20 protein-coding genes are annotated in these 26,731 nt (G+C 61.1%); 12 read left to right on the top strand and 8 right to left on the bottom strand.

The window, feature by feature from the left end; translation table 11 throughout:
• Positions 1-196 precede the first annotated feature (196 nt).
• The 5 genes from VJ464_24040 to VJ464_24020 all read left to right on the top strand — a co-directional run bounded on the left by VJ464_24040 (position 197) and on the right by VJ464_24020 (position 5,072).
• A complete protein-coding gene (locus tag VJ464_24040) occupies positions 197-946 on the top strand; it encodes an NAD-dependent deacylase (GenBank protein HKQ08218.1) in 750 nt (249 codons plus the stop codon).
• Positions 946-2,160, top strand: coding sequence for a nickel pincer cofactor biosynthesis protein LarC (gene larC, locus VJ464_24035; protein HKQ08217.1), 1,215 nt, complete (start codon positions 946-948; stop codon positions 2,158-2,160). The genes VJ464_24040 and larC overlap by 1 nt, the downstream gene beginning before the upstream one ends.
• A 28-nt stretch (positions 2,161-2,188) precedes the next feature.
• Positions 2,189-2,752, top strand: a complete 564-nt coding sequence (gene folE, locus VJ464_24030; protein ID HKQ08216.1) for a GTP cyclohydrolase I FolE — start codon at positions 2,189-2,191, stop codon at positions 2,750-2,752.
• Between the two features lie 100 nt (positions 2,753-2,852).
• Positions 2,853-4,031 (top strand): DUF4350 domain-containing protein, encoded by a 1,179-nt coding sequence (locus VJ464_24025; GenBank protein ID HKQ08215.1) that lies wholly within the window; start codon positions 2,853-2,855, stop codon positions 4,029-4,031.
• Positions 4,032-4,148: 117 nt separating this feature from the next.
• Positions 4,149-5,072: a M55 family metallopeptidase gene (locus tag VJ464_24020; GenBank protein ID HKQ08214.1), complete on the top strand. Its 924-nt coding sequence runs from the start codon at positions 4,149-4,151 to the stop codon at positions 5,070-5,072.
• Between the two features lie 27 nt (positions 5,073-5,099).
• Here VJ464_24020 and VJ464_24015 read toward each other — a convergent pair whose 3' ends face one another.
• Entirely contained in the window at positions 5,100-5,309 is a 210-nt protein-coding gene (locus VJ464_24015; GenBank protein ID HKQ08213.1) for a hypothetical protein, read from the bottom strand.
• A gap of 232 nt (positions 5,310-5,541) precedes the next feature.
• Between VJ464_24015 and VJ464_24010 the strand changes: the two genes are divergently transcribed.
• The 4 genes from VJ464_24010 (at position 5,542) to VJ464_23995 (ending at position 9,093) form a co-directional block, all read left to right on the top strand.
• On the top strand, positions 5,542-6,873 hold the full coding sequence (locus VJ464_24010) for a nodulation protein NfeD (GenBank protein HKQ08212.1): 1,332 nt from the start codon (positions 5,542-5,544) through the stop codon (positions 6,871-6,873).
• 92 nt (positions 6,874-6,965) lie between these two features.
• A complete protein-coding gene (locus VJ464_24005; protein HKQ08211.1) occupies positions 6,966-7,778 on the top strand; it encodes a slipin family protein in 813 nt (270 codons plus the stop codon).
• 111 nt (positions 7,779-7,889) lie between these two features.
• Positions 7,890-8,342, top strand: coding sequence for an SPOR domain-containing protein (locus tag VJ464_24000; GenBank protein HKQ08210.1), 453 nt, complete (start codon positions 7,890-7,892; stop codon positions 8,340-8,342).
• Positions 8,343-8,349: 7 nt separating this feature from the next.
• Positions 8,350-9,093: a class I SAM-dependent methyltransferase gene (locus VJ464_23995; GenBank protein ID HKQ08209.1), complete on the top strand. Its 744-nt coding sequence runs from the start codon at positions 8,350-8,352 to the stop codon at positions 9,091-9,093.
• A 10-nt stretch (positions 9,094-9,103) separates the two neighbouring features.
• Here VJ464_23995 and VJ464_23990 read toward each other — a convergent pair whose 3' ends face one another.
• From VJ464_23990 to VJ464_23980, 3 genes are all read right to left on the bottom strand, one after another.
• Positions 9,104-10,138 (bottom strand): hypothetical protein, encoded by a 1,035-nt coding sequence (locus VJ464_23990; GenBank protein HKQ08208.1) that lies wholly within the window; start codon positions 10,136-10,138, stop codon positions 9,104-9,106.
• 279 nt (positions 10,139-10,417) lie between these two features.
• Positions 10,418-13,768 carry a fused MFS/spermidine synthase gene (locus tag VJ464_23985; GenBank protein ID HKQ08207.1) on the bottom strand — a complete coding sequence of 1,117 codons (3,351 nt, stop codon included), beginning with the start codon at positions 13,766-13,768 and terminating at the stop codon, positions 10,418-10,420.
• A 363-nt stretch (positions 13,769-14,131) separates the two neighbouring features.
• Positions 14,132-16,135, bottom strand: a complete 2,004-nt coding sequence (locus VJ464_23980) for a BACON domain-containing carbohydrate-binding protein (GenBank protein HKQ08206.1) — start codon at positions 16,133-16,135, stop codon at positions 14,132-14,134.
• Positions 16,136-16,345: 210 nt separating this feature from the next.
• On the opposite strand from VJ464_23980, the gene VJ464_23975 reads away from it, so the two are divergent.
• Positions 16,346-17,911: a peptidase S10 gene (locus VJ464_23975; protein ID HKQ08205.1), complete on the top strand. Its 1,566-nt coding sequence runs from the start codon at positions 16,346-16,348 to the stop codon at positions 17,909-17,911.
• Positions 17,912-17,999: 88 nt separating this feature from the next.
• Here the strand turns inward: VJ464_23975 and VJ464_23970 are convergent, their stop codons facing one another.
• The 3 genes from VJ464_23970 to VJ464_23960 all read right to left on the bottom strand — a co-directional run bounded on the left by VJ464_23970 (position 18,000) and on the right by VJ464_23960 (position 25,127).
• A complete protein-coding gene (locus VJ464_23970; protein HKQ08204.1) occupies positions 18,000-21,194 on the bottom strand; it encodes a pentapeptide repeat-containing protein in 3,195 nt (1,064 codons plus the stop codon).
• Positions 21,195-21,456: 262 nt separating this feature from the next.
• Entirely contained in the window at positions 21,457-21,876 is a 420-nt protein-coding gene (locus tag VJ464_23965; protein HKQ08203.1) for a hypothetical protein, read from the bottom strand.
• Between the two features lie 230 nt (positions 21,877-22,106).
• The gene (locus tag VJ464_23960; GenBank protein HKQ08202.1) at positions 22,107-25,127 is read right to left on the bottom strand and encodes a M14 family zinc carboxypeptidase; all 3,021 of its coding nucleotides are present in this window, start codon (positions 25,125-25,127) and stop codon (positions 22,107-22,109) included.
• A gap of 608 nt (positions 25,128-25,735) precedes the next feature.
• On the opposite strand from VJ464_23960, the gene VJ464_23955 reads away from it, so the two are divergent.
• Positions 25,736-25,960 (top strand): zinc-ribbon domain-containing protein, encoded by a 225-nt coding sequence (locus VJ464_23955; protein ID HKQ08201.1) that lies wholly within the window; start codon positions 25,736-25,738, stop codon positions 25,958-25,960.
• A 19-nt stretch (positions 25,961-25,979) separates the two neighbouring features.
• Positions 25,980-26,186, top strand: a complete 207-nt coding sequence (rpsU, locus tag VJ464_23950; GenBank protein ID HKQ08200.1) for a 30S ribosomal protein S21 — start codon at positions 25,980-25,982, stop codon at positions 26,184-26,186.
• Between the two features lie 88 nt (positions 26,187-26,274).
• Here rpsU and VJ464_23945 read toward each other — a convergent pair.
• A partial coding sequence (locus VJ464_23945; GenBank protein HKQ08199.1) for a HEAT repeat domain-containing protein occupies positions 26,275-26,731 on the bottom strand: 457 nt, incomplete at its 5' end.

Here is a 26,731-nt window from a genome sequence, read left to right as displayed (position 1 = left end):
CTGAAATCGGGCAGTAGTGATAAAGCTTGAGCTAGAGAGGGCACGTGAGTGCTCATGGCGTTCCTCCTGAAGAAGTGGGTGTTTAGCAACCTCATTCTACAGAGGAACGCCTCTTTCTTTTAGAAAATGAATAGACCCTGGACTTGGCCCTTCGTGGTCTATAGACTCGTCATTTTTCTGTTAAGATGAGGGGGTTATGGTGCTCAGCGAAGTCACAGACGAGCTGCGGATGATGTTCGACGGGGCGCGCAGGGTCGCCGTGCTGACGGGCGCGGGCATCTCTGCCGAGAGCGGCGTGCCGACGTTTCGCGGTGGCGGCGGGGCGGAAATCTGGACGTGGCGCGGGCGGCCCGTCACCGAATTATCTTCCGCCGAATTGATGCGCACCGACCCGAAGCTCGTCTGGGAGTGGTTCGATTACCGGCGCGGCTTGCTCACCGAAGTTCGACCGAACGCCGGCCACTACGCGCTGGCCGAATGGGAGCGGCGCTTTGAGGAGTTCACGCTGATTACCCAAAACATTGACGACCTGCACCGCGCTGCCGGCAGCCTCAACCTGCTCGAAGTCCACGGCAATATCTGGCGGGCGCGTTGCCTGCGTTGCGCTTCGACCTTTGAAGCCCGCGAGACGCCGCTCGAAGACGTGCCACTCTGCCTGGTCTGCGGCTCCGCGGCGCGGCCCGACGTGGTGCTGTTCGGTGAGCTGCTCCCCGAAGGCATCTTCGAGCGCGCCGAAGAAGCCGCCCGCCGCGCCGACCTCTTCTTTGTCATCGGCACATCGGCGGTGGTCTACCCGGCGGCGGGGTTGCCGGTTGCCGCCAAGCAGGCGGGCGCGCGGGTGATTGAAGTCAACCCGGAGATGACCGACATCTCTTTTCTCGCCGATTACACGCTGCTCGGCAAAGCGGGCGAAATCCTGCCGCGGTTCTTGAAGGAGCGAGGCTGATGCGCGCCTTGTACTTTGATTGCTTCGCCGGCGCGAGCGGCGACATGATCTGCGGCGCGCTCATCGATGCCGGCGCTGACTGGAACGAGCTGCAAACGCAACTCGCATCGCTCGGCTTGCGCGGCTATCAAGTCAATGCCGAGCGCGTCAAACGCGGCGGCATCGCGGCGACCAAATTCAATGTCGCGGTTGATGAAGCAACGCAGCCGCACCGCCACCTTAAAGATATTCGTGAGATCATCAACCGTTCGGCGCTCAGCGATCTGACAAAGCAGCGCGCCGTGCGCGCCTTTGAATTGCTCGCCGATGCCGAGGCGCTCGTCCACGCGACGACGCGCGAGCGCGTCCACTTTCACGAAGTCGGCGCAGTGGATTCGATCATTGATACGGTCGGCGCGATGATCGGCTTTGAGATGCTCGGCGTCGAGCACTGCCTGGCTTCGCCGTTGCGCGTCGGGCACGGCACGGTAAAGACCGCGCACGGATTGATGCCTGTGCCGGCCCCCGCGACCGCCGCGCTGTTGCGCGATGTGCCGGTCTATGCGGGCGACATCGAAGGCGAGTTCGTGACGCCGACCGGCGCCGCGATCATTGCCACGCTCGCGGAATCCTTCGGGCTGCTGCCGGGGATGAAGATTGCGAGAACCGGCTACGGCGCGGGCACCCGCGACCCCCAAGGGTTCCCGAACGCCCTGCGCGTTGTGCTTGGTGACTTAGAAAGCGTTGAGGGATTGACCGGACGCGATGAAGTGATTGCGGTGATCGAAACCAACATTGACGACATGAATCCGCAGGCGTTCGGCTTCGTGATGGAGAAGGCGCTCATGCTCGGCGCGCTCGACGTTTTTATGACGGCGACGCAAATGAAGAAATCACGACCGGGCATCTTACTGACCGTGCTTTGCGAGCCGGCAGCGCGTGAAACGATCATCCGGATGTTGCTCGCCGAAACGACAACGCTCGGCGTGCGCTACTACGACGCGCGGCGGCGCGTGCTGGCACGGACGCTTGAAACGGTCGAGACGCGCTATGGCGAAGTGCGCGTTAAGGTGGCGCGTGACGGCGGGCGCACGTTACACTTTCAACCGGAGTATGAAGACTGCGCGCGGCTGGCCCGGCAATTGGACGTGCCGGTTATCGAAGTTCAATCCGCCGCCAGCGCCCGTTACCGCGAGAGATTAGACGACCAGAATGGCGAACCCGAAAAAGCATAATCACGCGCCGCCCAGTGGCCAACCGAAGATGAACCTGAAAAAGATCGAAGCCGGCGTGCGCCTGATCCTGGAAGGCATCGGCGAAGACGCCGACCGGCCCGGCCTGCAAGGCACGCCGCGCCGCGTCGCCTTGATGTGCGAAGAGATTTGCGCCGGGCTGCACCAGGACGCGCGCGCGGTCTTGCAGGTCATCCCCGCCGAAACCCACGACGAGATGGTCATCGTCAAAGACATCCCGCTTTACAGTCTTTGCGAACATCATCTCGTGCCCTTCGTCGGCGTCGCGCACATCGCTTACATCCCGCGCGAGGGACGCATCGTCGGGCTGTCGAAGCTGGCGCGGGTCGCCGACATCATGGCGAAGAAGCCGCAGATTCAGGAGCGCCTGACTACAGAAATCGCCGACCTGCTCTACACCGAGCTGCGCGCCAAAGGCGTGATGGTGGTCATCGAAGCCGAGCACCTCTGCATGGAGATGCGCGGGGTTAAAAAGCCCGGCGCCAAGACCATCACCAGCGCCTTGCGCGGCGGCTTCCTGAAAGACCCGCGCACCCGCAGCGAAGCGATGGCGCTTATCGGAGGTAACAAGTGACAAGTGACAAGTGACAAGAATTAAGAAGCTGTCGCGCCTGCGTCCGTCATCCTCTTTTCTTGTCACTTGTCACTTGTCACTTGTCACTTGTCACTCTCTTATGAAGCGATCCACGAGCGCGATCCTGTTAGTGCTGGTTATCTTCCTGCTGCTGGTGGGGCTCAACTTCGTGTTTTTCGTTGACCCGCAGACGGCGGAAGAGAGCGAACAGACCGGCAACCGCTCGTCGTATCGCACGACGCCCTACGGCACACGGGCCTTCTACACGCTGCTCGAAGAGACAGGCCACCCGGTCACGCGGCTGGAAAAGCCGTACAACGAAATCACCGACCGCGACGACATCGGCACGCTGGTGCTGATCGCTCTGCCTGACAGCTCTGGCCCCGACAAAGAAGAGTTCGACGCCCTCGCCGAATGGGTCGGGCGCGGCAAGCAACTGCTCATCATCGATCAGACGGTCCAACTCGACCACGTGATTGGCGACCTTGTGGCCAACACGTCGTTTACTACCTCGAACGGCGAGCCGAAGCCGTTGCAGCCGACGCGTTATGCCTTCGGCGTCGAGCGCATCAAGCTTGGCAGCGCCGCGACCCGCATCCGCCTGAGCGGCCACGGCGCGGTGTCGCACATCGGCGACGACAACGGCGCGCTGCTCGCAGACGCCAGGGTGAAAGATGGCCGCGTCGTCTTTCTCACAGACCCGCACATCGTCGCGAACAACGGCATCAAGGAAGCCGACAACGTCGTACTGGCCCTGAACCTGTTCGACGACCTGCCGCCGGGCAAAATCGCCTTTGATGAGTTCCATCACGGCTACGGCTCGCACGCCACAAGCGAAGGGGTGCTGGCTTACTTTCGCGGCACGCCGGTGCCGTGGCTCTTCTGGCAGGGCGTGTTGATCGCGGCGGTCGCCACCTACACCTTCGGGCGGCGGTTCGCGCGCCCGCTGCCGCTGCGGCGTGAGCGGCGCACGACCAACCTGGAGTTTGTCTCTTCGATGGCGACGATCACGCGGCTGGCGCGCGCCACCGACCTGGCGATGCAGAACGTCTACTGGGACTTTCGCAAACGGCTGTGCCGTTACAGCGGCTTGCCGCCGAATGCCGAGAGCGCGCAACTGGCGGCCAGGGCAGCGCGGCGCGCCCGCCTGGACGAAGCCGAGCTGGCGCGCCTGCTGATGGTCTGTGATCAGGTCTCGCGTGGCAGACCGGTTAGCGACGCCGAGTTGTTGCGGCTGGTGACGCGCATTCGCGAGATCGAATCACAGCTCGGCATCTGAAGCCGCCTTCCGTTAACCACGGGCCGCATTTTCTTTGCCCACCCGGCGGCTTTGTGATAATCCTCTCTGCGCCGCTTCAGGCTATTGGTCGCAACTTCAGGCAAAGGAGCATTCGATATGAAAATGCGATGGGTATGCTGGACGCTGCTGGTCGCGCTCGTGGTCAGCTCGACCGCCGGCGCGCAGAGCATCAAGCTGGCGCAAGGAGCAAAGAAGATGAAGATTTACATCTCTGCCGATATGGAAGGCATTGTCGGGGTGGTGACGAACGAGCAGCTCGGGCCGCAGGGCTTCGAGTACAACCGCTTCCGCGAGTTCATGACCGCCGAAGTCAGCGCCGCCGCGCAAGCCGCTTTAGACGCCGGCGCGACCGAAGTGGTCATCAGCGATTCGCATGGCAATGGCCAGAACCTGCTGATCGAAAAGCTGCCCCGGTCGGTGACCATCGTGCGCTCGTGGCCGCGCCCGCTGATGATGATGCAGGGCATTGACGAATCGTTCGACGGCGCTATCTTCATCGGCTACCACACCAGCACGAACAACACCGCAGGGGTGCGCGCCCATACGATTTCGAGCGCCCGGCTGGCAGACGTGCGGCTCAACAATGTCTCGATGCCCGAAGCCGGCATCAACGCCGCCATCGCCGGCCATTTCAACGTGCCGGTGATTATGGTTTCGGGCGACGACGCGGTGGTTAAAGAAGTCACCGGCTTGCTCGGCAACATCGAAGGCGCGGTCGTCAAGTGGTCGTATGGCTTTCACTCGGCGCGCACACTGACGCCGGAGGTGGCCTATGAGCTGATTCGCGAAAAAGTCCAGCGCGCCATCAGTCGCATTAAAGAATTCAAGCCCTACAAGGTCAAAGCGCCGGTGCAGCTCGACGTGCGCTTCAAGAATTACCGCCCGTCGGAGATGCTCAGCTACCTGTCGATTGTCGAGCGCACAGACTCGCACAGCATTCGCTTCCTTGGCAAAGACATCGTCGAGGTGTCGAAGTTTCTGGAGTTCATCACGACCTATGAGCCGGCGCTGGAGCCGTGATGAACGCGATCCCGCTAAGAGGCGAATTTATGCAGATTGTGGGTGCTTCTTGCGCGAGTGTAACGCAAATTTCACCAGGCCGGCCAAGGCGGCCACACTCATGGCGACATAGAGAATCCAATTCGTGCGACTATCTCTATGAAAGGCCAATAGCCAGAGGCTAACCCCGAAGATGATGGCGTAGAGCACGCCATAGACGACTAGGTTGGGGATTTGTGGGTTTCTATCAGTCTTCATCTAAATATCTCCCGGCAGGTTTGAGAACGGATGGTTAGCGAAGGGGCTATCGGCTCAGCAAGGCCATTAAACAAAACTTGTCATGGCCAGTCAAGAGATTGTTCCAGGGCTTTCTAAGGCGGCAAGCGCCTGATTCCACGCGTCAGGATGCAGCGTTGCCGCGCGTCGTAATCGCGCCACTTGGATTTGTGTTACACTAGCGGTAGAAATCGCCGCCCGAAGGTAGCACGTTATGACCACACTGAAGAAAACCCTACTGGCCGCCGCGCTCCTGCTGATCTTGAATATGACCGGGCAGACGGCACGCGCTGACGTGCTGCGGCTCAGGCTGAGCGACCAGATCACGCCGGCAAGCGCCGAAGTCATCACCTCGGCCATTGCCCGCGCCGAGCGCGAGGGGGCTGAAGCCTTGATCATCACGCTCGACACGCCCGGCGGTCTCGATACTTCGATGCGCGAGATCGTTTCGCGCATCGATACGTCGAGTGTGCCGGTCGTGATCTATGTCGCGCCGAGCGGCGGGCGCGCTGCTTCGGCGGGCTTTGTCATCTTGATGGCCGCAGACATCGCGGCGATGGCACCGGGCACGGCGACCGGCGCGGCGCACCCGGTCACAGGCGACGGGCGCGACATGGAAAAGACGATGGCCGAAAAGGTCACCAATGACGCCGCCGCTTACGTGCGCAGCCATGCGGAACGCCGCGGGCGCGATGCGCAAGCCGCCGAGTCCACCATCCGCGAGAGCAAATCTTTTACCGAGCGCGAAGCCTTAGAGAAACACTTGATTGACCTGATCGCCCGCGACGATGCTGACCTGTTGGCGCAGCTCGATGGCCGCACGGTGACGCGCTTTGATGGCAGCCGCGCGCCGCTTGCGATTGCCGGCAAAGCGGTGACCGACATTACGCCGTCACTGCGCGAAAGGCTCTTGATGGCGCTCGCCGACCCGCGCATTGCCTTCATCCTGTTCGCGCTCGGCGCGCTCTGCGTGTACTTCGAGTTTCAACATCCGGGCGCCATCCTGCCTGGCGTCGTCGGCTCGGTATCGGTGGTGCTGGCGCTTTATGGGTTTCACATGCTGCCGATCAACCTGACGGGTGTGCTGCTGCTCGGCGTCGCCCTCGGACTGTTCGTGCTGGAAGCAAAGGTCGGCGGCTTTGGCGTCATCGGCGCGGGCGGCATCGCGGCGGCGGTGATCGGCGCGCTGATCCTGGTTGACGTGCGCACGCCTGAGCTGCGGCTGCCGTTGAGCCTGGTGCTTGCGGTCATCGTGCCGTTCGCGGTCATCCTGATCTTCATGCTGAAGCTGGCGGTGCGGGCTCGGCGCATGAAAGTGACGACGGGGATGGCCGGCATGATCGGCCTGCATGGCCGCGCGCAGACCGCGATTGCGCCGGAAGGCACCGTCTTTGTGCGCGGCGAGCTGTGGCGGGCGCGCTCCGTTATGCGCATCGCCTCCGGCGAAGGCGTGCGCGTCACCGACATTAACGGCCTGACGCTCAACGTCGAAGCTGAGAAGGATGACGCCGTCGCGCCGCGCAAAGCCTCGGCGGTGGCCGAATAGAGAATCGCTAACGTGAATTAGTCGCTTGCCGATTGGCCGCAAGCGCCGTCGGCTTCCCTCAAACTGGCCAGTCCATCAAACAGGAGGCAGCTATGCCGAAAGAGCTTTTCACATTGCCGATCATCGCGCTGGTCATCTTCGTGCTGTACCTCATCAGCGTCATCAACATCCTGCCCGAGTACGAGCGCGGCGTCATCTTCCGGCTGGGCCGTTTGTTGCCGCAGGCCAAAGGCCCGGGCGTCATCCTGGTCTTCCGACCCATTGACCGCATCGTCCGCATCAGCCTGCGCACGGTTGCCTTTGATGTGCCGCCGCAGGACATCATCACGCGCGACAACGTCACCGTGTCGGTCAACGCGGTCGTCTATTTCCGGGTAATTGATCCGCGCCGCGCCGTCGTCGAGGTCGAGAACTATTTGTACGCTACATCACAACTGGCGCAAACCACCCTGCGCTCGGTGCTGGGCGAAGCCGACCTGGATGATCTGCTGGCCGAGCGCGAAAAGCTGAACGCGCGCTTGCAGCAGATTCTCGATCTGCACACAGACCCGTGGGGCATCAAGGTGTCGCTGGTCGAGATCAAGGCCGTTGACCTGCCGCAAGAGATGCGCCGCGCCATGTCGCGCCAGGCCGAAGCCGAGCGCGAGAAACGCGCCAAGATCATCCACGCCGAAGGCGAATACCAGGCCGCCGAGAAGTTGCTCTCGGCAGCGCGCACGATTGCCGCCGAGCCGGTCGCCGTGCAATTGCGCTACCTGCAAACGCTCACCGAAATCGGCGTCGAGCAAAATACGACTGTCGTCTTCCCGCTGCCGCTTGATATGATTTCGACTCTGATCGGCGGCGCCAGGCCGCGGCAGGAAACTTTCACGGTTCAGCCCCGCGAACCGGTAGAAATTCGTTAGTTCTTAGTTCCTGGTTTCTAGTTCCTAGTTCCTGGTTTGCTAGATAGCGAAACCGCATCGAGCTATAGACCAGGAATTAGGAACCACGAACTAGAAACCTCTTTTGACACTATGAGCAATAAACAAGTCGTTGCCATTTTCATCATTGGGATTGTCCTGCTGCTGGCCGCGTTCTGGGCCGGACTGGCCATCGTCAAACAAGACGCGCCGGCGAGCGCCAACCAGACCAGCGCCACGGCCAATCAAAATGCCGCTGCCGGTCAGGCGAACAAGCAAGTGGCCAGCGCCGGCTTGACGACGCGGCCAGCCACTCAGCCGGCGGGCGATGACAACACCCAGTACGTGGTTTTGATCGGCACCTTCGGCACGCTCGAACAGGCCAAGCAGCTTGAATCCGACATGCGCCGCGATTACATCGCCACGCACGTGCAGATGCCGAGCGGCGGCGACACGCTCTACCGCGTCGTCATCGGCCCGTATAAAAAGCGCGACGCCGAGCAGGTCGCCGCCGACCTCTCGAACAAGCGCAAGGGCATCATGATCCAGCCGTGGACGCAGAATTAACACTCGGATGGCGGATTACTACCAGGAAGACCTCGCCTTCATTCACGATGTCGGCTACGGCGAGTTTGCGCGGCAAGCCGCCGCCGGCCTATTCGATATCTTCACTCGCTATGGGATTCGCAACGGTCTGATCGTTGACCTCGGCTGCGGGTCTGGGCTGTGGGCCGAGCAACTGGTCGAGCGCGGCTACGACGTGCTCGGCATAGACATCTCCGCGGCGATGATCCGACTGGCGCGACGCCGCGTGCCGCAAGCCAAATTCCGTGTTGACTCGCTCTTTCAAGCCGCCATTCCGCCATGCCAGGCGGTCACGTCACTCGGCGAATGCATCAGCTATCTCTTCGACACCGGCAACAATGACCGGGCGCTCAAACAACTCTTCCGGCGCATCTACGACCAGATGGCCTCCGGCGGCGTCTTCATTTTCGACGTGATGGAACCCGGCGCGCTGGGGCGCGCGACCTCTGCGCGAAGCTTTGCGGAAGGCGACGGCTGGGCGACGCTGGTTGAAAAGAAAGAAGACCGCCGGCAACAAACCTTGATCCGCCGCATTACGACTTTTCGCAAAGTCGGCGGCTGTTATCGCCGCGCCGAAGAAGTCCACCGCGTGCGTTTGTATGAAGCCTCTGCGCTTGCCGCCGAACTGCGGCGCACAGGCTTTCGCGTGCGCGCCGTGCGCCGCTATGGCAGCTATGCGCTGCTCAAAGCGCGCGTCGCTTTCATTGCTCGCAAACCAGAATCGAAAAGGTAGGAATTAGCCTTTACCTGTCCAGCACGAGAACCTGGCGGCCGGCGATTTCGGTTAACTGCTCTTCGGCATGCTCGCGTAGCTCGGCAGGCGCGAGCCGCACCATCTGTTCGAGTGGCATAGCGGCCAGCACACGCCGCGTCACTTCATAACCGAGCAGGTAGCCGCCGCGCGCCGGCACCGATTCTGCCGGGGCATTCCTGAACCATGCCTCGTACTGCTCGGGCGGCGCGTTTCCGGCGACCAATTCGAGGAAGCGCGCGGCGTTGGCGCGCAAGTCGTGCGCCTGCGCCTTCTGACTCTCATCGCTGAAATGCAGGTAGAAGGCCAACGGGTGGCCGGGCAGCATGGCTTCGGTGGCGGCGACCGCCATGCCTTCGATCATCAGCGGCATGTGCGGCGCGCGGAATTCCTCGAGCGCCGGGTGCTGAAACAGGAAGCCGAAATGATAGAGGTGGAAGAATTCGTGCAGCAGCGCGAGGCGCAATTCGTCGGGCGCATAGCCGCACAGCACGTCCGCCCCCAGGCAGAGTGTGTCGGGCACGCCGGCTTCGTTCTGCACAGGCCGCACCGCGCCGTCAAAGCGCAACAGGCTCAGGCCGATGTAGATGTCGCGTTGCTGCTGGTAATCGGGGAAGCGCGTCTTGAAGGCGATGAACGCGCCGATGAGCGGGCTGGTGTGCGGATCGGCGAGCTGGCGATTGAACTCGCGTAGCGCCTCGATGCGCTCCGGCATGCGCACCAGAAATTCATTAAGCATGGCGCGGCGCGATTTCACATCAGCGTTGCGGTAGACGGCGCGCTCAAAGTAGTCGCGGTACTTGTCCTCGACCATGCGCTTCCACCAGTAACGCTGCTGCGCCACCGGCTTATCCTTCATCGCCTCCCAGAAGGTCAGGAAATCATCAACGACGTTGACGACCTTCGCGCCTTGAAAGAGCCGCTCGAAGATGCCGCGCTCGGCAAGCGGTTTTCCCTGGACCACGGGCGCGCAGACCGGCAGCAAGAGCGCCAGTAAAAGAAGCGGGATTCGTCGAGTACGCGCCATCGAAAACTCCTTGGGAAGAAGCGATCTCGGCCTGCTGTCCACTAGAACGCGCCAGCCTGCGAAAAGTTGCAGCCCGAATAGACTAAGCCCAGCCGCGCCAAAAGGCCAGGGAAAACTAGGAGGCAGGAAGCAGGAGGCAGGAAGCAGGAGGCAGGAGGCAGTCAAAGAAAGGCCATCACTCGGCGTCTTTAGCGATTCATGTCATCGTGCAACGGCAGAAAGCGAAACGGTTGACTGCCTCCTGCTTCCTGCTTCCTGCTTCCTATCATCCGTTGCCGGTCACGACGAGAGCCGCTCGTAGGCTTCGAACTCGGCGTCGGCCAGGTCATACAGCTCAAGCCGACGATAGGCTTTGCCCAGATAATAATGCGCCATCGCGTGGTTGGGTTGCAGCTTCAAGGCTTGCTGTAACTCTTGCACGGCGCGGCGCGTCGTCGCTTCGTCGAGCGAGCGCTCGGACTGAATCTCCAGCGCCGCGCCCAGTTGATAGTGCGCGTCAAAGTCTGCGGGCGCCAGCTTGACGTATTCGCTCAGCAGTTGCACGGCTTCTTCATAAAGCCCAAGCTGAACGAGCGCCGTGCCGAAGTTCAGATAAAAGGTCGGGATACTGCGGGCGTATTGCGCGTCGCTGAGCGTCTTGCGATACTCGAGCGCCGCCCGCGAATTGTCGCCGTTCGCCTGATATGCCAGGCCGCGCAGGTGGTGGGCACGAGCGCTGTCGGGCTGGACCGTGAGGGCGCGGTCGAGATAAGGCACGGCGCGGGCGGTGTCCTGCCGGGTGAGGTATAGCTTGCCGATGTTGAGCAGCGAATAGAAGTGCTTCGGGTCTAAGACCAGCGCCGTCTCCCAGGCTTCCAGAGCGCCCGCTTCATCGCCGCGCGCGGCGCGCAGCTCGCCCAGCATGCCGTTGGCCTGCGCCGTGTCGGCAAGCCCCAGCGAATAATTGACGAACTGTTCGGCGCGCGCATGGTCGTCGCGCTTGACCGCGCCGAGCGCCGTTTGCGCCAACAAATCGGCGTCGCTTGCCGCGAGCGGCGAGCGGCCTTCGAGGTAGGCGAGCGGCGACACCGCATGGGCAAGCAGTTGTTTCACATTGCGCTCGACCGTCTCTTCCGTCGTGCCGACGCGGCGCGGCGCGTTGAATTCGATCAGCGCATTGTTGTCGGTGTTCAACTGTGCGCCGTTTGTAAGGTCGGCTACTTCCTGCGGGCCGAGGTAAAAGCGCGATAGCAGGTCGGTCGCCTGCGTCGTCTTAATGCGTTTGAGGTCGGCGGCGACCGGGGCTTCATTGAAGTGCGCTTGCATGACTTGAAGGTCGAGCTTGCGATCCATTTTGCTGCCGAGCAGCATCAAGTCGCCTTCAGCGCCGCGAAAGATGTAGACGTAAGGGAAGGCGGCGTGGAAGGTGGCGATCAGCGTGCGCACGTCTTCCGGGGCCATCTCGTAAAGTTGCAGCCACTGACCGAAGAGGCCGTCTTCTTTCAAGCGCTCGGCGCCGCGCTTGAAGTATTCGAGCGTGAACAGGTTGGCGACGCCCGTGAGCCAGGGGTTGGACGGCTCAGAGATGATCACATCAAACTTCTCGTCGGTCGTGTAGATGAAATTGCGCCCGTCGTTCGAGATCAATCGCAGGCGCGGGTCCTGAAGCGGGCGGTTATTGACGTCTTCAAAGTAATGCGTCGCTTCGACGACCGCCGGCTCAAGCTCGACGCAGGTGACGCGCTTGACCGGGAACTGTTCGACCGACCCTAAAGTGACGCCGCTGCCGAGGCCGATCAACAGCACATCATCAGTCTGCTGGCGAACCAGCAGCGGCAGGCTGCCGATAAGAATCTGCGTCGGCATATCGCCGGTGGTCGAGGCTTCGGGCTTGCCGTTGACTTTCAGCACGCGCCCTTCGTTCATCCGCTGCACAGCGACGGTCGCCGTGATGCCTTCTTTATAATAGATGCTCTCGCCCTGACCGCGTCGCAGGTATTCAGAGATTTCCGCCTTGCTCTTATTGCTCAACTGCGGCGCGTAGCGATAGACGGCGCTCGACATGACTTGCGAATCCCACGCCGGCTCGAAGACGACGATGCCGATGATGGCGAGCGCCGACACGGCGATGCCGGCCCAGGCCGCGAGGGGGCGAGCGGGCGACGCCGCGACAGGCGGAGATTTCGCCGGTCGCCGCGCCTCTGTGTTTTTCTCTCGCCGCGCCGCCGTGTCGCCGCGTCGCCGCGTCTCTGTATTCGTCTCTCGCTTTGGTAAGACAAAAAACAGCGCCGCCGCGACGACGAAGTTCAGCGCCGCGCACAACCGCAGACTGCCGAGCAGGCCGATGACAGGGATCAAGATGAAGCCGCTGGCGAACGAGCCGACAATCGCGCCGATGGTGTTGGCGGCGTAGGCTTCGCCGACCGTGCGCCCGCTGCGCCGCGCCGCCTGGCTGGTCGAGATGATGCGCACGACGAGCGGAAAGAGCGCTCCCAGCAACAGCGTCGGCCCGATCATCACCAGCGCCGAAATCAGGAAACGCGCAAACAACAGCACGGTGAATGAGCCGCTGCCGACAATGCGGTAGAGTTGCACAAAGACATAAGGCAGATCGTTAAACAGGTGCGCGCCGATGAACGAGGTGACGCCGACGCCGATCTCGATAATCGCGAATGCCATCACCGGGCGGCGTATGCGATCCGCGAAACGCGAGACGGCCGCCGCACCGGCCGCCAGCCCTGTCAGAAACGTCGTCAGCATGATGCTGAAGGCGTAGACCGACGAGCCGATAATTAGCGCCAGCACGCGGCTCCAGATGACTTCGTAGGCGAGCGCGATAAAGCCGCTGACCGCGAACGACACCAGGATGACGACGAGCGCGCGGCGGCTCAGGTTGTCATTTGTGAGAGAAGTGACTTTCGCAGAGGCGGCAGCCGTGGGCGACGCGATTTCTTGGCCGCGACCGAGTAAGCCGCTTTCGCTGATCTCGCCGTCTGCTTCTTCGAGGCGCGAGATGCGCAGCGCCGCCAGGCCCAGCGTGATGTTAATCGCCGCCGCCGTCGCCGTCGTCGCATGCATGCCAAGCAGCGGGATGAGCGCAAAGCCTGTGACCGCCGCGCCGATGACTGCGCCAAAGGTGTTGAGCGCGTACAGCGAGCCGACGCGCAAACCAATGCGGTGGGCATCGCGCGCGTAATAGCTCGCCAGCACCGGCAGCGTCGCGCCCATCAAAGCGGTCGGCAGAATCAACACCAGCGCGGCGAAGAGAAAGCGCACAAGGCTCAGGGTGAAGAAAGAGAGTTGCAGCCAGCGCCAGATGGGATGATAGATCACCGGCAGCGCGGCGAAGATGAATGGCACGGCCAGGCCGTAGACGCCGATGCCGATCTCAAGCCAGCCGTAGAGGCGCAGCGGGCGCGGGATGGATTCCGAGCGCCGCCCGAAATAGAAGCTGCCCAGCGCCAGCCCGCCCATGAAGGCGGTTAGCACCGTGCTGACCGCGAAGGTCGTCGCGCCAAAGACCAGCACCAGCTCGCGCACCCAGACCACCTGATAGACAAGGCCGCTGATGCCCGAGGCAAAGAAGCAGAGCAATACGGCCCAGGCGATGGCGGGCCGCTCGGTGCGCGTGACAGCTTGAGATTTCGACATCCGCTTTAACTGCTGCTATGGAGTTGTGGTCGCATGCTGCGCCTGGATCGTCAGCCCGATTGGTCAGGCGTTAACAAGAGGCCATGCACGGGGCTGGGAATCGGCAGACTTCCAAGCGGCCTCATCATATTCTTGCACTCGCCGCCGACCAGTGACAAGACCAGTTCGACTTGCCGCACGGGCGGCGCGGGTGTAATAAGCTTTTTACAAGGCCGACCCGCGGCTGAAGGAGTGGCTGAAATGAGTTGCAAAACCATGGTCTCGCTTAAAGCTCAAGCTCGATCTTGTCCCGGAGGCGCGGCAGCAGACGGGGGAGGTGCGAATCACCGTTCGCAGCGGCTACTATGCAAAGCCGCGCGGCGGTTAAGCCCCGCCGGGCTTTTGCTTCAATACAAAAACATTGCCGGCGATGGTGATCTTGCCTTTGCGCTTGCGGCCCTGAGGATTCGGCGCAACCGTGAAGGTCGCGGTGCCATTGCCGCTGCTCGCGCCGGCGGTAATTGTAATCCACTCTACATTCGTTGTTGCCTGCCAGGGACAGGCCGGAGAGCTTGCAGAGACCGTAATGGCTATGGTGCCGCCGCCGCCTGAAATCTTGCCGGTTTCGGGCGTGATTGTCACCGAGCAGTTCGCCGGCGGCGCGGCTTCTTGCGTCACCGTGAAGGCGCGATTGCCGACCGTGATTTGTCCCTGTCGCGGCTGGCCCGTCAGATTTTCAAGCACCGTGTAGCTGACCACGCCGCTGCCGCTTCCCTGCGCGGCGCGAATCATCACCCAGCTTTCGCCCGTCGTCGCCGTCCAGTTGCAGCCGGCCTCTGCCGTCACGTTGATCTGCGCGTCGCCGCCCGCCGCCGCGAACGCCTGGCTGGCCGGCGACAGGGCGACCGAGCATGACGGGCCGCCCATCACGATCACGTTCATCGAATACGACGGCACGCTGAACAGGAAATTCGCGCCGACGCCGCCAATCATCGTCGTCGCAATGTCAGGATAACCGGGGCCGACGCCGAGGTGCGCCGCATCATCTTGCGGCTTGCCATACGAATGCACAGTCGCCATCTCAGGCGGCGCAAATCCCGTCAGGTTGATGCGGGCGTTGAGCGCGGCGGTCGGGTTCTTATTAATCAACAGTAGCGCCAGCGCGCCGTCCGCGCGCTTGACGGCGTAGGCCGCAAGCAGCGTCGAATCGCTCGCCGCTTGCACAACCCGGTCGCCTTCAGCCGCGAACAACGACATCAGCTTGCTTGCGTAATAAGTCGGGTACGGCTCACTGGTGTCCGACACCAACCCGTAATCGCCGTACAAGCGCCAGCCGTAGAGCAGCGGGCTGTTGTTATTCGCTGCCTCTCGACTGTTACGCAAATCCCACCACATCCATGTCGTGAGCTCTGTCTGCAAGATCTGTCCGAAGTTGTCTGCGTAAACCAGGCCGTTGACGAGACTCGTCGTCTGCTTGCCCGGCAGACTGCTGACCGAATTGTTTTCCGTGCAGACCAGCTCGACCTGCGCGCCCGCTGCGCCGAGATAGTCGTTGAGCTGACGGCGCAAATCCGCCGCCTCTGCCGCCCAGCCTTTCGCGGATTGCAGCAGCGCGGCGTCGTTTTCGCCGCCGGGATTTTGATCATAGCGGTGATAGATGACGAAGTCCGGCACAACGCCGAGACTGCGCAAGGTCGCCAGGACGACGGGCGTCCAGCCTGTATGCGTCTGCCCCGTGCGCGGGTTAGTCGCCGGGTGGTCGGTGTAATGAACGAACCAGCTATCCTCGCCGCTCAAGACGACAACGCCGACCTTGATGCTCGGGTCTACGGCTTTCATCAAAGTGATGTAATCGCGCGCCGCAAGCGCGTAGGTGTAAGGATCGTGATGCCGCTGCCGCGTGTCGGTTTCCCAAGAGCCGAAACATTCGTTGCCAATCTCCCAGTACTTGAAGCCGTAGTGCTGTGTGGCGTTGGCATACTGCACCCAGTCGGCGGCTTCCTGCGGCGTGCCGGTGCCGTAATTGGCGGTAATCACCGCCTGCGCCTTGATGGCTTGCGCGACGTTGGCAAAGGCGTCAAAGCTGGTCGCCCACGTCCAGGTATTGTTGAGGGTTGTGTTGGTTCGCCAATGATACTCGTCGGAAAGCGAGCCGCCGGGAAAGCGCAGCAGGCGCGTGCCGTTGGCGCTCAACAACGACACGGTCGTCGCGCTGTTGAAGTGGCTGTCCCAGATCGCGGCATTGAGGCCGAAGAGGCGCGCGTCAACGGCGCGTTTGATCGTGCCGGCGTCTACGTTCACGAGCACTTCGCTCTGGGCGCGGGCGGTGATGGCGAAGAGAAGCAGCAAGGACAACAGGGCCGGTGTACGACCGAAAGCGCGACGCATAAGAGAGTGCCTCCCCGACGAATGAACGCAGTGACGAATGATCTGGGGTAAAAGATACGGCGGTCATGTTAGCAGAGACGATGCGCGAAAAGCGAATGACCGCCGCCGCCGCGCAAGCGCCCGGCGGCTTCGCAGGCGGATTGCTTTTTGCGAAAGGCTGAAGGAAAATCTCGGACTGCAACATCAACCCTCGGTCCAGGAGCTAAGCCCATGATCGCAACCATGATGCTCGCCTGCATGCTCTTGTTCGGCGGCCAGCAGACTCAGCCCGCCGCGCCGCCGTCATCACAAGCCGCCGCGCCAGCCCGCCCTGCCGAATCTCAGGGGCGCTCAACGGATGCGGCAAAGCCCGCCACCGCGCCGGTTGTTGATGAAACGCCGGTCGTCACCAAACACACGATCAGCATCAACGGCAAGACGCTGGCCTACACCGCGACGGCCGGGTTCATGCCGATCAAGAGTCAGACGGGTGAGACCGAAGCGCACATCTTCTTCATGGCCTACACGCTCGACAACGTTGCCAACCCGACCGAGCGCCCGCTGATGTTTTCGTTCAACGGCGGCCCCGGCTCGTCGTCTGTGTGGCTGCACCTGGGGGCGCTCGGCCCGCGCCGCGTCAAGATGCTCGATAATGGCGAGATGCCGCCGCCGCCTTATCAGGTCACGGACAATCCGCAGACATGGCTCGATCAGACCGACCTGGTCTTCATCGATCCGGTCGGCACCGGCTACAGCCGCGCGACGAAACCGGAGCTGGCAAATAAGTTCTACGGCCTGCAAGGCGACCTGGCTTCGGTCGGCGAATTCATCCGCCTCTACCTGGCGCGCAACGGGCGCTGGTCGTCGCCGCTCTTTCTGGTCGGCGAAAGCTATGGCACGACGCGCGCGGCGGGGTTGGCGGGTTATCTGATTGATCGCGGCATTGCGTTTAATGGCGTCGTTCTGGTTTCGACGGTGATGAACTTTCAAACCCTGCTGTTCGCGCAAGGCAACGACCTGCCCTACATCTTGATTCTGCCGAGCTATGCGGCGACCGCCTGGTATCACAAGCGATTGCCGGCGGATTTGCAGCGCCAGCCATTGCGCAAAGTGCTCGATGAAGTCGAAGCGTGGGCGGCGAGCGATTACACCGTCGCCTTGGGCAAGGGCGACCGGCTGACGGCTCAGGAGCGCCAGGCAGTGACTGAGCGGCTGGCCCGTTACACGGGGCTTGACCGGCAGTTCATCGCCAACGCCAACCTGCGTGTTGACCTGGGGCATTTCGACAAAGAGCTGTTGCGCGATCAGCGGCGCAGCGTCGGTCGGCTCGACAGCCGTTTCAAAGGCATAGACGCGTCGGCGGTGAGCGAGCGGCCCGACAGCGACCCGTCAAACAACGCGATTCGCCCGCCCTACACCGCCGCCTTTAACAGCTACGTGCGCACCGAGCTGGGCTTCAAGTCCGACCTTGAGTATTACATTCTCGGCGGCGGCATCGGGCGCTGGGACTGGGGCATCAATAACGGCTACGCCGACACCAGCGAGATGCTGCGCAACGCATTTGCCAAGAATCCTTACTTGAAGCTTTTTGTTGCGTGCGGCTATTACGACATGGCGACGCCGTACTTTGCCGCCGAGTATACGTTGAATCACATGAACCTCGACCCCGCCCATCGCGACAGTATTCGTCTGGAGTATTACGAGGCGGGCCACATGATGTACATCGATGCGGGCATGCTGGCCAAGCTCAAGCAGGACGTGTCGTCGTTCATCAAGAGCGCGCTTTCACGCCCCTGACGCGCCAACAGCTTGTCTGACGCCGTTAACAAATCGGCGGGCGGCCACAATTGATCGCCTGATGTGGCGGCGGATAGACTATTGGGCGTCAAACATCCTTTTTCTCCTCTGCGTCTTGTTGTCGCAACCGCCACAATAGCGTTTCGCGGTCACGTAATTCGCCCTCGACTATAATCCCCTCAAACCGCGCTGCTTCAATTTGATCGACAGTGAAAGTCGCGCCAGTAAGGTTTGCGCCATCGAGGGTTGCAGTACTGAGTTCTGCGCCATCGAGAGATGCTTCAGAAAGGTCTGCGTTAAAAAGGTGTGCATCACGGAGGTCAGCACCGATGAGGTTGGCAAAACTTAAGTCGGTGTGGCTAAGGTATGCTTCGTAGAGGTTTGCACCTCTGAGATCTGTCCCGGTAAGGTTTGCGCAGTAGAAGTCAGCGCCACTAAGGTTGGCGCCGCTGAGGCGGGCGCCCTCGAGGTATGTGCCGCTGAGATCTGTTCCTCTTAAATTCACACGGCCAAGAAATATCCAACCAGGAAACTCACCATCTGGCCGCCAACCGGCGGCGTTGATGCGGGCAATATAGTTCTTGAAGTATTGAGCGCTATCGCCACTTGGCTTAAACAAGAGGCGTTCGTGAGCGTCACGTTGGTCAATCGCTTGATACTTTCTTGGTTGAATCACTTCCGACAGGTTTGGCTCTTGTTCACTATCAGCCATATACGCATGAACCAGCGCGGCGAGCAGGCAAAGCCCTTCGCCCAGCCGCGCGTCAACCGTCGTCGTGCGGACATAAGCTGGCCCTCTGGCGTCGGGGTCAAGTGGAGCCACATACTCGACCAGCTCATTCACATAAGCCGGGATGAGTTTGGCCTCTCGCCCGCGTCGCTCTTTTACGACCTGCGGGCGCAGATGCACGCCTTCGCCCCACCATTCCCACAGGTCTGCCACGCCCGTGCGTACCTGTTTCCAACCCTCCCAATCCAGCGCCGCCGTCGGCATACCAATCCGCTTTGCCCGATTCGGCGAAACGGCTTCTCCTCGTTTCAATGCGACGGCTCGCGCGATCTCCCATTGGATTAATCTCTCCAAGTGTCGTTTCACTTCCGACGTCAGCCATTGCGATACGAGTAGCTCCGAGAGGTTGCGCGAAAAATCATAACGAAAGTCGCCCGCATCGTTGGGGTCAAAATCCTGCCAGTAATTCGCACGCTCCGGCGGCGTGCGGCGCTGCTTGCGCCCGAAATCTTTCAACGCTTCGACAATGCCTTCGGCGAACAGGTATTCGCGGAACGATTTGTGGCCGAACTCGCAGCCGAGATTCTGGTGGCCGCCTTTGAAGTAAAAACTGATTAGCAAAGACGACAGCTTCCGTTCTTTCGTGTCGCGCTCGACGCGATCATCAAGGTGAGTCGGCTCCATGCCCAGCCGTAAGGCCAGTTCTTTCAGCGGAATGTTCTCTTGCCCAAACAAGGTGATCGCCGCCGCCGTCTGGTGCAGCAGATCGCGCAACTCGCCTTCATAAACTTTGTGCTGGTCGCGGCTGTCGTCTTCGGCGTCCTCGGCCTTGCCGGCTTTCTTGCAGGTCAGATCAATCAAGTGGCGATAGAGCGTCGTCGTATCTTCGACCAGTTGCGCCGGGTCGTCGGGCCATTCCGAGATCAGCCGCACGGCCAAATGCGCCAGCAGCGGCAAGCCGAGCGCGTCAAGCTCGCCCGACGCATCACTGCCGGTTTGCTTGAAAGACTCATCGTATCTCTTAAACAAAGGCTCGAAATGCGTCAGCGGCGGAACTGCCCAACGGTCTTCTTCCACGAGGCTACCGCTCTCTTTCGGAAGCGGAATCAGCGGCTTTTTCGCCTTCACAGCCTCCGCCAAGTTGCCGACGAACTGCCGCAGTTGTGCAGGGCTTAACCGGCGAATCGAAAGAATCGGCGTCTTCTCGCGCAGACAATTCGTTTCGCCGATGTCGCTCGTCGGCCTACCGGTCAGGATGACGCGGACGAGCGGCTTTTGCCTTTGCGTATTCTGTGACAGGAAGTGGCCGTTGATCTGGTCGAGCATCTGCGCGACTTTCTGCTGGAAGCCACGGTCGCTCAGGCTGATCTCGTCCCAGCCGTCGAAGATAAAAATATATTTGCACAGGTGCTGATACGCGCCGACGCCGCGCTCGCCGAGAATGCTGTAGTCGAGAAACAAATTGCTGGCCGGCGGCACAGCTTCCGAGTAATTCTCATCGCCAAACAGCACGGCCTTTGGCAGCGCGTCCTTGATGTGCGTGTCGAAGCTCAGGTCTTTGATGCGGACCCGAACTGGGTGCAGGTTGCGCTTGAGCAGCTCGTCGCACAGCTTCAGCGTGAACGACGACTTACCCGCGCCGGCCATGCCCTGCACGATGATCGACTCTTTCAGATCGGGCGAGGCAATCAAATCGAGCACGGTTTGAATCAACGGCTGCCGCCCGCCGTGCTCTTCGCCAAACGGGTTGAGCCGCGCCGCCGCCGAACGCGGGTCGGGCTTGATCTCGCCCCAGGTCAGCTTACCGCATTCGGTCTCGATGTAGACGTGCTTCAAGGCGAACGGCGAGCGGCCCAGCACCGGCGCTTCTTCGTAGAGCCAGCGCTGATAGTTGGCATGCGCCGCCAGCGCTTTGCGCGCCTGCCGCTCTTCGCTGCCCAGATCGAGGTAGACTCGAAACGGCGCGAACTTTTCGGCAGTCTTCGCGTCCGAAAGCAACAGGGCCAGGCAATGCTGAAACTCCTGCTGCACCCGCGCCGTGATTCGGTCCACCTGGATTTCGACGTAGCCGACTTTGATGGCGGCGGTCTGCAAATGCAGGTTCGCCAGCTCGACGAACTCATGCTCTAGCGGATTCTTCCGCGAGAACGTGCCGATGTCCACTTCTTCGCAGGCCGGCAGCAACTCAAGCTGCGCTTTCGCTTCCGCGATTGCATGTTTTTCGCCGGTCGGCGCGCTCTCGGCTTTGAACGCTTTCTCGACGGCGCGCTGGTAAGCGATTGTGCAGGCGGTCAGTCCGAGCTTTTCCGGGTCCGTCTCTTTCGTTAGCTCCTCGGCAAGCTTGGTAAAGAACTTCAACGGTGGCAGGGCTTCGGCGGCGGCTTCACCGACAACGCCGGCCCACGGCGCGGCCTTGGCAATGGCGGTGGGGAAGCCCGTGCCTTTGAAGCCCTCGACGGCATCGCTGAAGAATTCGGTGATGCTCTTAATGCCTTTAACCAGGCGACCGGCTTTGCGCCTGCCGTCCGGCAGCAGCGACGTGAGACTGTTCATGTTTCATCCCCGGCTCTGAGGAGTAATCCGTTTCGCAGCGGGCAGTATGATATGGCATATTCGCACCCCAGGTAAAGTAAAGCTGACGGTGAAGAAGCAATGGCGGGGCCTTGATATGTGTAGCGCTCCGGCTGGCGAAAAGAAACCGCGGCGAGCAGAGGATTCACCGTCTGCTCGCCGCGGTTTCTTTCGTATGTGTGATGCGGCTACTGATCGTCGCCGGTGCCGGCGCGCTCCGGCCTTGCCATCGGCTCGGCGCGGCCTACCCGCGGCAGAGATGCGACCGGCTGTAGTAGTTCGACCGACCGCTCGCGTCTTTGAATCTGTTGTAGGTCTCGACAATCAGGGTGCCATTGTCAAGGAGTCCGGTAACGATGGTCTCCTTAAAGTTGAAGTCATAGCGCGCGGTGAAGGCGATGGCGTCCGTTGCGACGACACTATCGCCGTAAGCGATGCCCTCGACGACACCCCAATCGCAGGGCGAAGGCGAGCAGGCGCCGAACACCTGGACCGTCAACGCGCTTCCCTTCGTGCCGAGCACGACCTGTACGATGTTGCGGGTGTTCTTGTCGCAGCAGTTCCACTTGCCCGTCAGGTTTTTCAGCGATAGCGTCCCTTGAGCGCCGGCGAGGGCCTTGGCCGTTACCTTTTCATGAGCCGTGTTCTGTTGAATGGTTGCCATGTCTAATCCTCCAACGATACAAGGTGTGAAGCACTGAGACGTGCCGAAGCGATCTTGCAGAATAATTCAGTAAATGTAAAGTCCTTTCTGTTAAATTATCATTTGTTTTACTATTCGAAGTCGCGTCGATTATGCTCGGCTGCGCCGGTTGCACCGCGCGGAAATAGAAAAGCGGCGGCGCGGCTCTGATTGATGCCGCGCCGCCGCCCGAGTCAACGATCCTCATTCACCTATTGTTCGTCGCCGGTGCCGGCGCGCTCCGGCCTTGCCGTCGGCTCGGCGCGGCCTACGCTCAGGTGATCGTAATTCAGCGCCGCGTTGAAGAGCAGGAAGAACTCGCCCTGCGTCTGATGCCGCCACATCGGGTTTGTAGCAAACATCACCACATGGCCGCGGCCAACCGGAATGTCAACGACGGCGGGCTTGCCAACAAGGTCCGCGCCGCCCGCCAGCATGCCGCTGATCAGCAAATCCTTCTCGGTCGTCGCGAAGCGCAGCACGACGCGCGGCCTCAGATTCGGCGGCGTCGCGTACGGGCTCATAAACAGCCGCGCCTCTTCGTTCATTCCGTCTTCGCCGGGTCGCCCTGACGACGGTCGCTGGCCGGCCTGCGGCATCGATTGCGTGATGTCGGGATCACTCAACCCGCCACGGCCCGACGGGCGTGGCCCGCCCGCCGTCGTGCCGCCGCCGCCGCCGCCGCCACCCGCCCCGCCACCGCCCGGCCCCGCGGCGATTTGAAAGAGCGGCGCTTGATTGAAATAGACCGCCAACTGCTCGCCGTAGCCATAGGCAATCGGGCTCTTGCGATCTGCGAAGCTCGCGCTATAAACCGAGCCGCGCGCCTGCAAGCGCTCCGACTGCTGGATGGCGACGCCGCTCGTGATGCCGTAATCAATCGGCACCTGGGCGACCGTCGTGATGGGGATGAAGAGGCCGCCGTCTTCGACGAACTTCTGCAAGTTCAAGACGCCGCGCAGCTCCATGCCGCCGCGCATGTCGTCGGTCTGATCGGGCGAAAAGCCGAAGTTCGGCGTCACCTCGGATTGCTTCCAGGGCATCGGCTCGCCGCGTTTCGGCATGCCGCTGACGATGGTCTGCGCCGTGCCGCCGACCGGTGGGAAGATGATCACGTCATACTTCTCTTTCAGGTTCGGCGTGTCGCGCAGGACGTGATCCGAGATGTAGTCATAGGGAATCTTCAAGCGGTCGAACTCGATGCGGAACCAGCCTTCGTTCTGGGTGTTCGTCCAGGTATGAACGATGGCGATGCGCGGCGCGGCCAGCTCGTGCGTCTTCACCTCCGGGAGTTTGTCTATGGCGACGGCGGTGAGCCCCAGATCAACCACCGCGTCTTCGAGGCGCTGGCGGGCGTCCGCCGGGTTGCCCTCGAACTTGACGATGAACGAGCCGGCGTTGAACGACTGGTCGTCCATCTTGAACGCCTCTTCGGCGGCCAGCATCTTGATGTCTTTCAAACGATAGCGCAGCGTCGCCAGCGTGTTGTCGGTGTTGTGATTGATGATGAAGCCGGCCATCGCCAGCTTGCCGCTGATTTTGCCGCGCACTCGCGCGTCGCTGGTCAGCAGCACCATCGGCGTGTCGAGCACGCTCTTGTCGGTGACGCGCACGGTTTTAACGTTGCGCAGCGCGCCGAGCGTCCACCCCGTGTCGTCATACGGACGCGGGTCGTTAACGTTGTAATACTGCGTGTCCATCAGCATATCGGCCATGCGCGAATACGGCTGATCCATGCGGACGATGTAAGAGCCCGCCGCATATTTTTTGTCACCGACGCTGAACTCTTTGGTCGCGGTGTGAACTTCGACGCCCATCAGGCGCAGCAGGTTAATCATGTCCGCGGCTTCGACCGGCCGCGCATCGTCGCCGGGAATCACGTAAGCCGCCGGCCCTTCGTTGGCCGCCTTGAGGATTGACCGCTTGCTCTTCACATAAAAGTTATTCAGGAAGCGCTCGCGATTGTTGGCGACGTAGTTCATCGCGAAAAGAATCGCCGACTGCTGCAAGTTGATGTTGTTGCGGATTGACCACTTCACCCACGGCAGCGGCGGGTTCGGGCGATACCAGTCGCGCTGTGATTGCGGGCCGACATTGCGCGTCAGGGTGTCGGCGCCTGTGCCGCCATAGGTCTCGTAAAAGCGGCCCACCGAGTTATGGCCGTTGGCGACGTAAAACATATAATTCGGCGCCCAGCCATCATAAAACCCATGCGTCCAGACGCCGGGCACGCCGCGCTTGGTCATCTGCTCGATCTCGTGATAAGCCAGCACGTGCCACTCATCGATGACCAGCGGGTCGAGCCACGCATTGTATGGCCCGGTGCCGGTCGAGGTATAGAGGAACGGCACCGATTCGTGCAGGTCATGGAGAATCTGCGGGTGGTATTCGATGAAGGTCTTCATCTGATTGCGCGACAGGGCGAGCGCCATTCCCAGGCCGTCGCGGTTGTTGTCGTGGGCGACGTACTTGCCCCAGTAGAGCAGCGGCGGCATGGGCTTATTCGGGTTCGCCTTGTGATAGTAATACTGATCAACGGCGCGGTCGCGCCCGTCTACTTCGAGCGCCGGCGTAATCATGACGATGACGTTCTTGCGGATCGCTTCGATGAGCGGCGAATCTTCAACCGCCAGCCGATAGGCCATCTCCATCAGCATTTCTGGCGAGCCGGTTTCCGGCGAATGGATCGAGCCCGACGCCCAGTAAAAGGTCTTGCCTTCGCTGATGAGCTGTTGCGCCTGCTCGTCTGACAGGTGGCGCGGGTCCGCGAGCTTGCTGGTGATCTCTTTGTAGCGGTCGAGCCGCGCCAGATTGGCCTCGTCGCTGACCAGCACGAGCATCTGCTCGCGCCCCTCTTCGCTGCGCTCGGGCGCGGTGAAGACGCGGACGCGCGGCGTCGCTTTCTCAAGCTCGCGATAGTAGCGGTACATGTCCTTTGTATAGGTGAGCTTGTTCGGCGTGCCGACGACATAACCGAGAACCTTGTCAGGCGACGGCACCTTGTCGGAGGCGGGCAGGTGGTCTACGAGCTCCGTCAGGAAGTATTTTTCCGTCGTGTACTCTTTGATTTTAGCGGTGTACTCTTCGTTGAGCCGCTGTGAAGAAGCGGCGGTCGCCGCTTTGGCTTTCTTCTGCGCAACTGCCGCGGGCGCGGCGGCCGCGGCGAGCAGCAGGGCGCAGGCGAACAGCCCGGCGCACACCCGCCTGAGCGCAATCCAGTGTTCTCGGTGCATAGCGTCCTCCATTGAATTGAAGAAATGAGTCGGTTTGGAAAAGGTATAAGGTAAAGCGCAAAAATGCAAAAGGAAAACCGCGCCGCGCCGGCGCAAATCCGCGCCAATCCCGTGGCAGATCAACTTTTGCCCTTTTACATTCGCCTTGATGGGATGATGGCAGAGCGTGCTCGCGTCCGCGCCAGTGGAAGCACGTTCGCGAGCGCGCCCGCCTGGCGACTAAGACTGCGAAAGCCGCCAGCCGGTTACAAAAAATTTTCTTCAAAAATTTGCGAGTGAATATCGTCGCAGCCGGAAATGATTTTTGCAAGCTGACAGTCGCGGCCCAGATGAAAGACTCCGCGACCTTCTTTGACCCAGGCTTCTAAGACGTTAGACCTCTCTAAGAGGTTATGACCTTTTGAAAAACGGCAAAGCAACTCCTGCGGCGATTGACAGTTGGCGCGCGTCTTGTGTAAGCTAATCAGCTTGAAGTTGTTGCGATTTTAGACCGGGGTTATTTATCTCGACTGGCTTGCGCCCAGGGGTTTTAGCAACCGCACCCCGGTACAGGGACTGCCTTTTCGTAACCCTCGACTCTAATCAAGGCTCCGAACTGAGGAGATGATATGGAAGATAGGACCCTCACATGCGCGGACTGTAGCCAGCCCTTTACGTTTTCGGCTGGCGAGCAACAATTTTTTCAAGAGCGAGGAATGAGCGAGCCTAAACGTTGTAAAGAATGCCGCCAGGCTCGCAAAGCTAATAGAGATAGCGGGGGCCGTGGCAGTAGCGGGGGCGGCGAAGGCGAAAGAAGCAGCGGAGGCCGAGGCGGCTCGTATAATCGCTGGTAAGTAAATGGAGGTTTTTTGAGTGGCAAGAGTACAGGTTCACGATAACGAAAGCATCGAAAGCGCAATTCGCCGTTTCAAGCGGCAAGTCGCCCGCGAGGGCATCATCACAGATACGAAGAAACACGCATTCTACCTGAAGCCGGGCGAACGTCGCCGACTCAAATCTCAGGTCGCTCGGCGTCGCGCACGCAAGAGCCTGCGCAAGCGCAGCAGCAACGATGAGTAAAAACAGCAGGCGGTAAGGCACCGGGCACAGTTCGCAGTTGATAGGGTCACTCCCTACTTTGCCGCGAGATGCCCACCGCCACTGCTGCTTATTGGTCGGGAGTTGCCATCAATCGCTGAAGCGCCTCTTTCATCTGCGTGCGGGTCTCCTCATCCTTCTCATTCGTTACAGCTTCATTGAGCGCCGCAACCGCGTGCTTGTCGCCGATGTCTGCGAGCGCGAGCGCGGCTGCAAGCTTCACTGATTTGTATTCATCATTGAGAGCCAGTATCAGCGGCTCGACCCCTCGCTTGTCGCGTAGATCGCCGAGCGAGGCGGCCACTGCCGCGCGAACATCTGGAGCAGGATCTCTGATCATCGCCAGCAGCGCAGGCATGGCACGAGCATCCTTCAACGCGCCCAAGCCCATCGCGGCAGCCGAAGAGACGCTAGAGGTCGAATCTTTTAGAGCAGCGATGAGCGGGTCAACGGCGCGCCCATCGCTCAGTTGACCGAGCACGCGGGCCGCTGCGCTGCGCACAAAAGCCACTTCATCTTTCAACACA

Source organism: Blastocatellia bacterium, from assembly GCA_035275065.1.
Taxonomy (GTDB): Bacteria; Acidobacteriota; Blastocatellia; order UBA7656; family UBA7656; genus DATENM01.
The sequence above is the reverse complement of the archived record's forward strand: the minus strand, read 5'-3'. Positions and strand labels throughout refer to the sequence as shown.

Coding starts and splice junctions, on each gene's coding strand:
- VJ464_24040 (HKQ08218.1), top strand. CDS start 197: ATGGTGCTCAGCGAAGTCACAGACGAGCTGCGGATGATGTTCGACGGG.
- larC (HKQ08217.1), top strand. CDS start 946: ATGCGCGCCTTGTACTTTGATTGCTTCGCCGGCGCGAGCGGCGACATG.
- folE (HKQ08216.1), top strand. CDS start 2,189: ATGAACCTGAAAAAGATCGAAGCCGGCGTGCGCCTGATCCTGGAAGGC.
- VJ464_24025 (HKQ08215.1), top strand. CDS start 2,853: ATGAAGCGATCCACGAGCGCGATCCTGTTAGTGCTGGTTATCTTCCTG.
- VJ464_24020 (HKQ08214.1), top strand. CDS start 4,149: ATGAAAATGCGATGGGTATGCTGGACGCTGCTGGTCGCGCTCGTGGTC.
- VJ464_24015 (HKQ08213.1), bottom strand. CDS start 5,309: ATGAAGACTGATAGAAACCCACAAATCCCCAACCTAGTCGTCTATGGC.
- VJ464_24010 (HKQ08212.1), top strand. CDS start 5,542: ATGACCACACTGAAGAAAACCCTACTGGCCGCCGCGCTCCTGCTGATC.
- VJ464_24005 (HKQ08211.1), top strand. CDS start 6,966: ATGCCGAAAGAGCTTTTCACATTGCCGATCATCGCGCTGGTCATCTTC.
- VJ464_24000 (HKQ08210.1), top strand. CDS start 7,890: ATGAGCAATAAACAAGTCGTTGCCATTTTCATCATTGGGATTGTCCTG.
- VJ464_23995 (HKQ08209.1), top strand. CDS start 8,350: ATGGCGGATTACTACCAGGAAGACCTCGCCTTCATTCACGATGTCGGC.
- VJ464_23990 (HKQ08208.1), bottom strand. CDS start 10,138: ATGGCGCGTACTCGACGAATCCCGCTTCTTTTACTGGCGCTCTTGCTG.
- VJ464_23985 (HKQ08207.1), bottom strand. CDS start 13,768: ATGTCGAAATCTCAAGCTGTCACGCGCACCGAGCGGCCCGCCATCGCC.
- VJ464_23980 (HKQ08206.1), bottom strand. CDS start 16,135: ATGCGTCGCGCTTTCGGTCGTACACCGGCCCTGTTGTCCTTGCTGCTT.
- VJ464_23975 (HKQ08205.1), top strand. CDS start 16,346: ATGATCGCAACCATGATGCTCGCCTGCATGCTCTTGTTCGGCGGCCAG.
- VJ464_23970 (HKQ08204.1), bottom strand. CDS start 21,194: ATGAACAGTCTCACGTCGCTGCTGCCGGACGGCAGGCGCAAAGCCGGT.
- VJ464_23965 (HKQ08203.1), bottom strand. CDS start 21,876: ATGGCAACCATTCAACAGAACACGGCTCATGAAAAGGTAACGGCCAAG.
- VJ464_23960 (HKQ08202.1), bottom strand. CDS start 25,127: ATGCACCGAGAACACTGGATTGCGCTCAGGCGGGTGTGCGCCGGGCTG.
- VJ464_23955 (HKQ08201.1), top strand. CDS start 25,736: ATGGAAGATAGGACCCTCACATGCGCGGACTGTAGCCAGCCCTTTACG.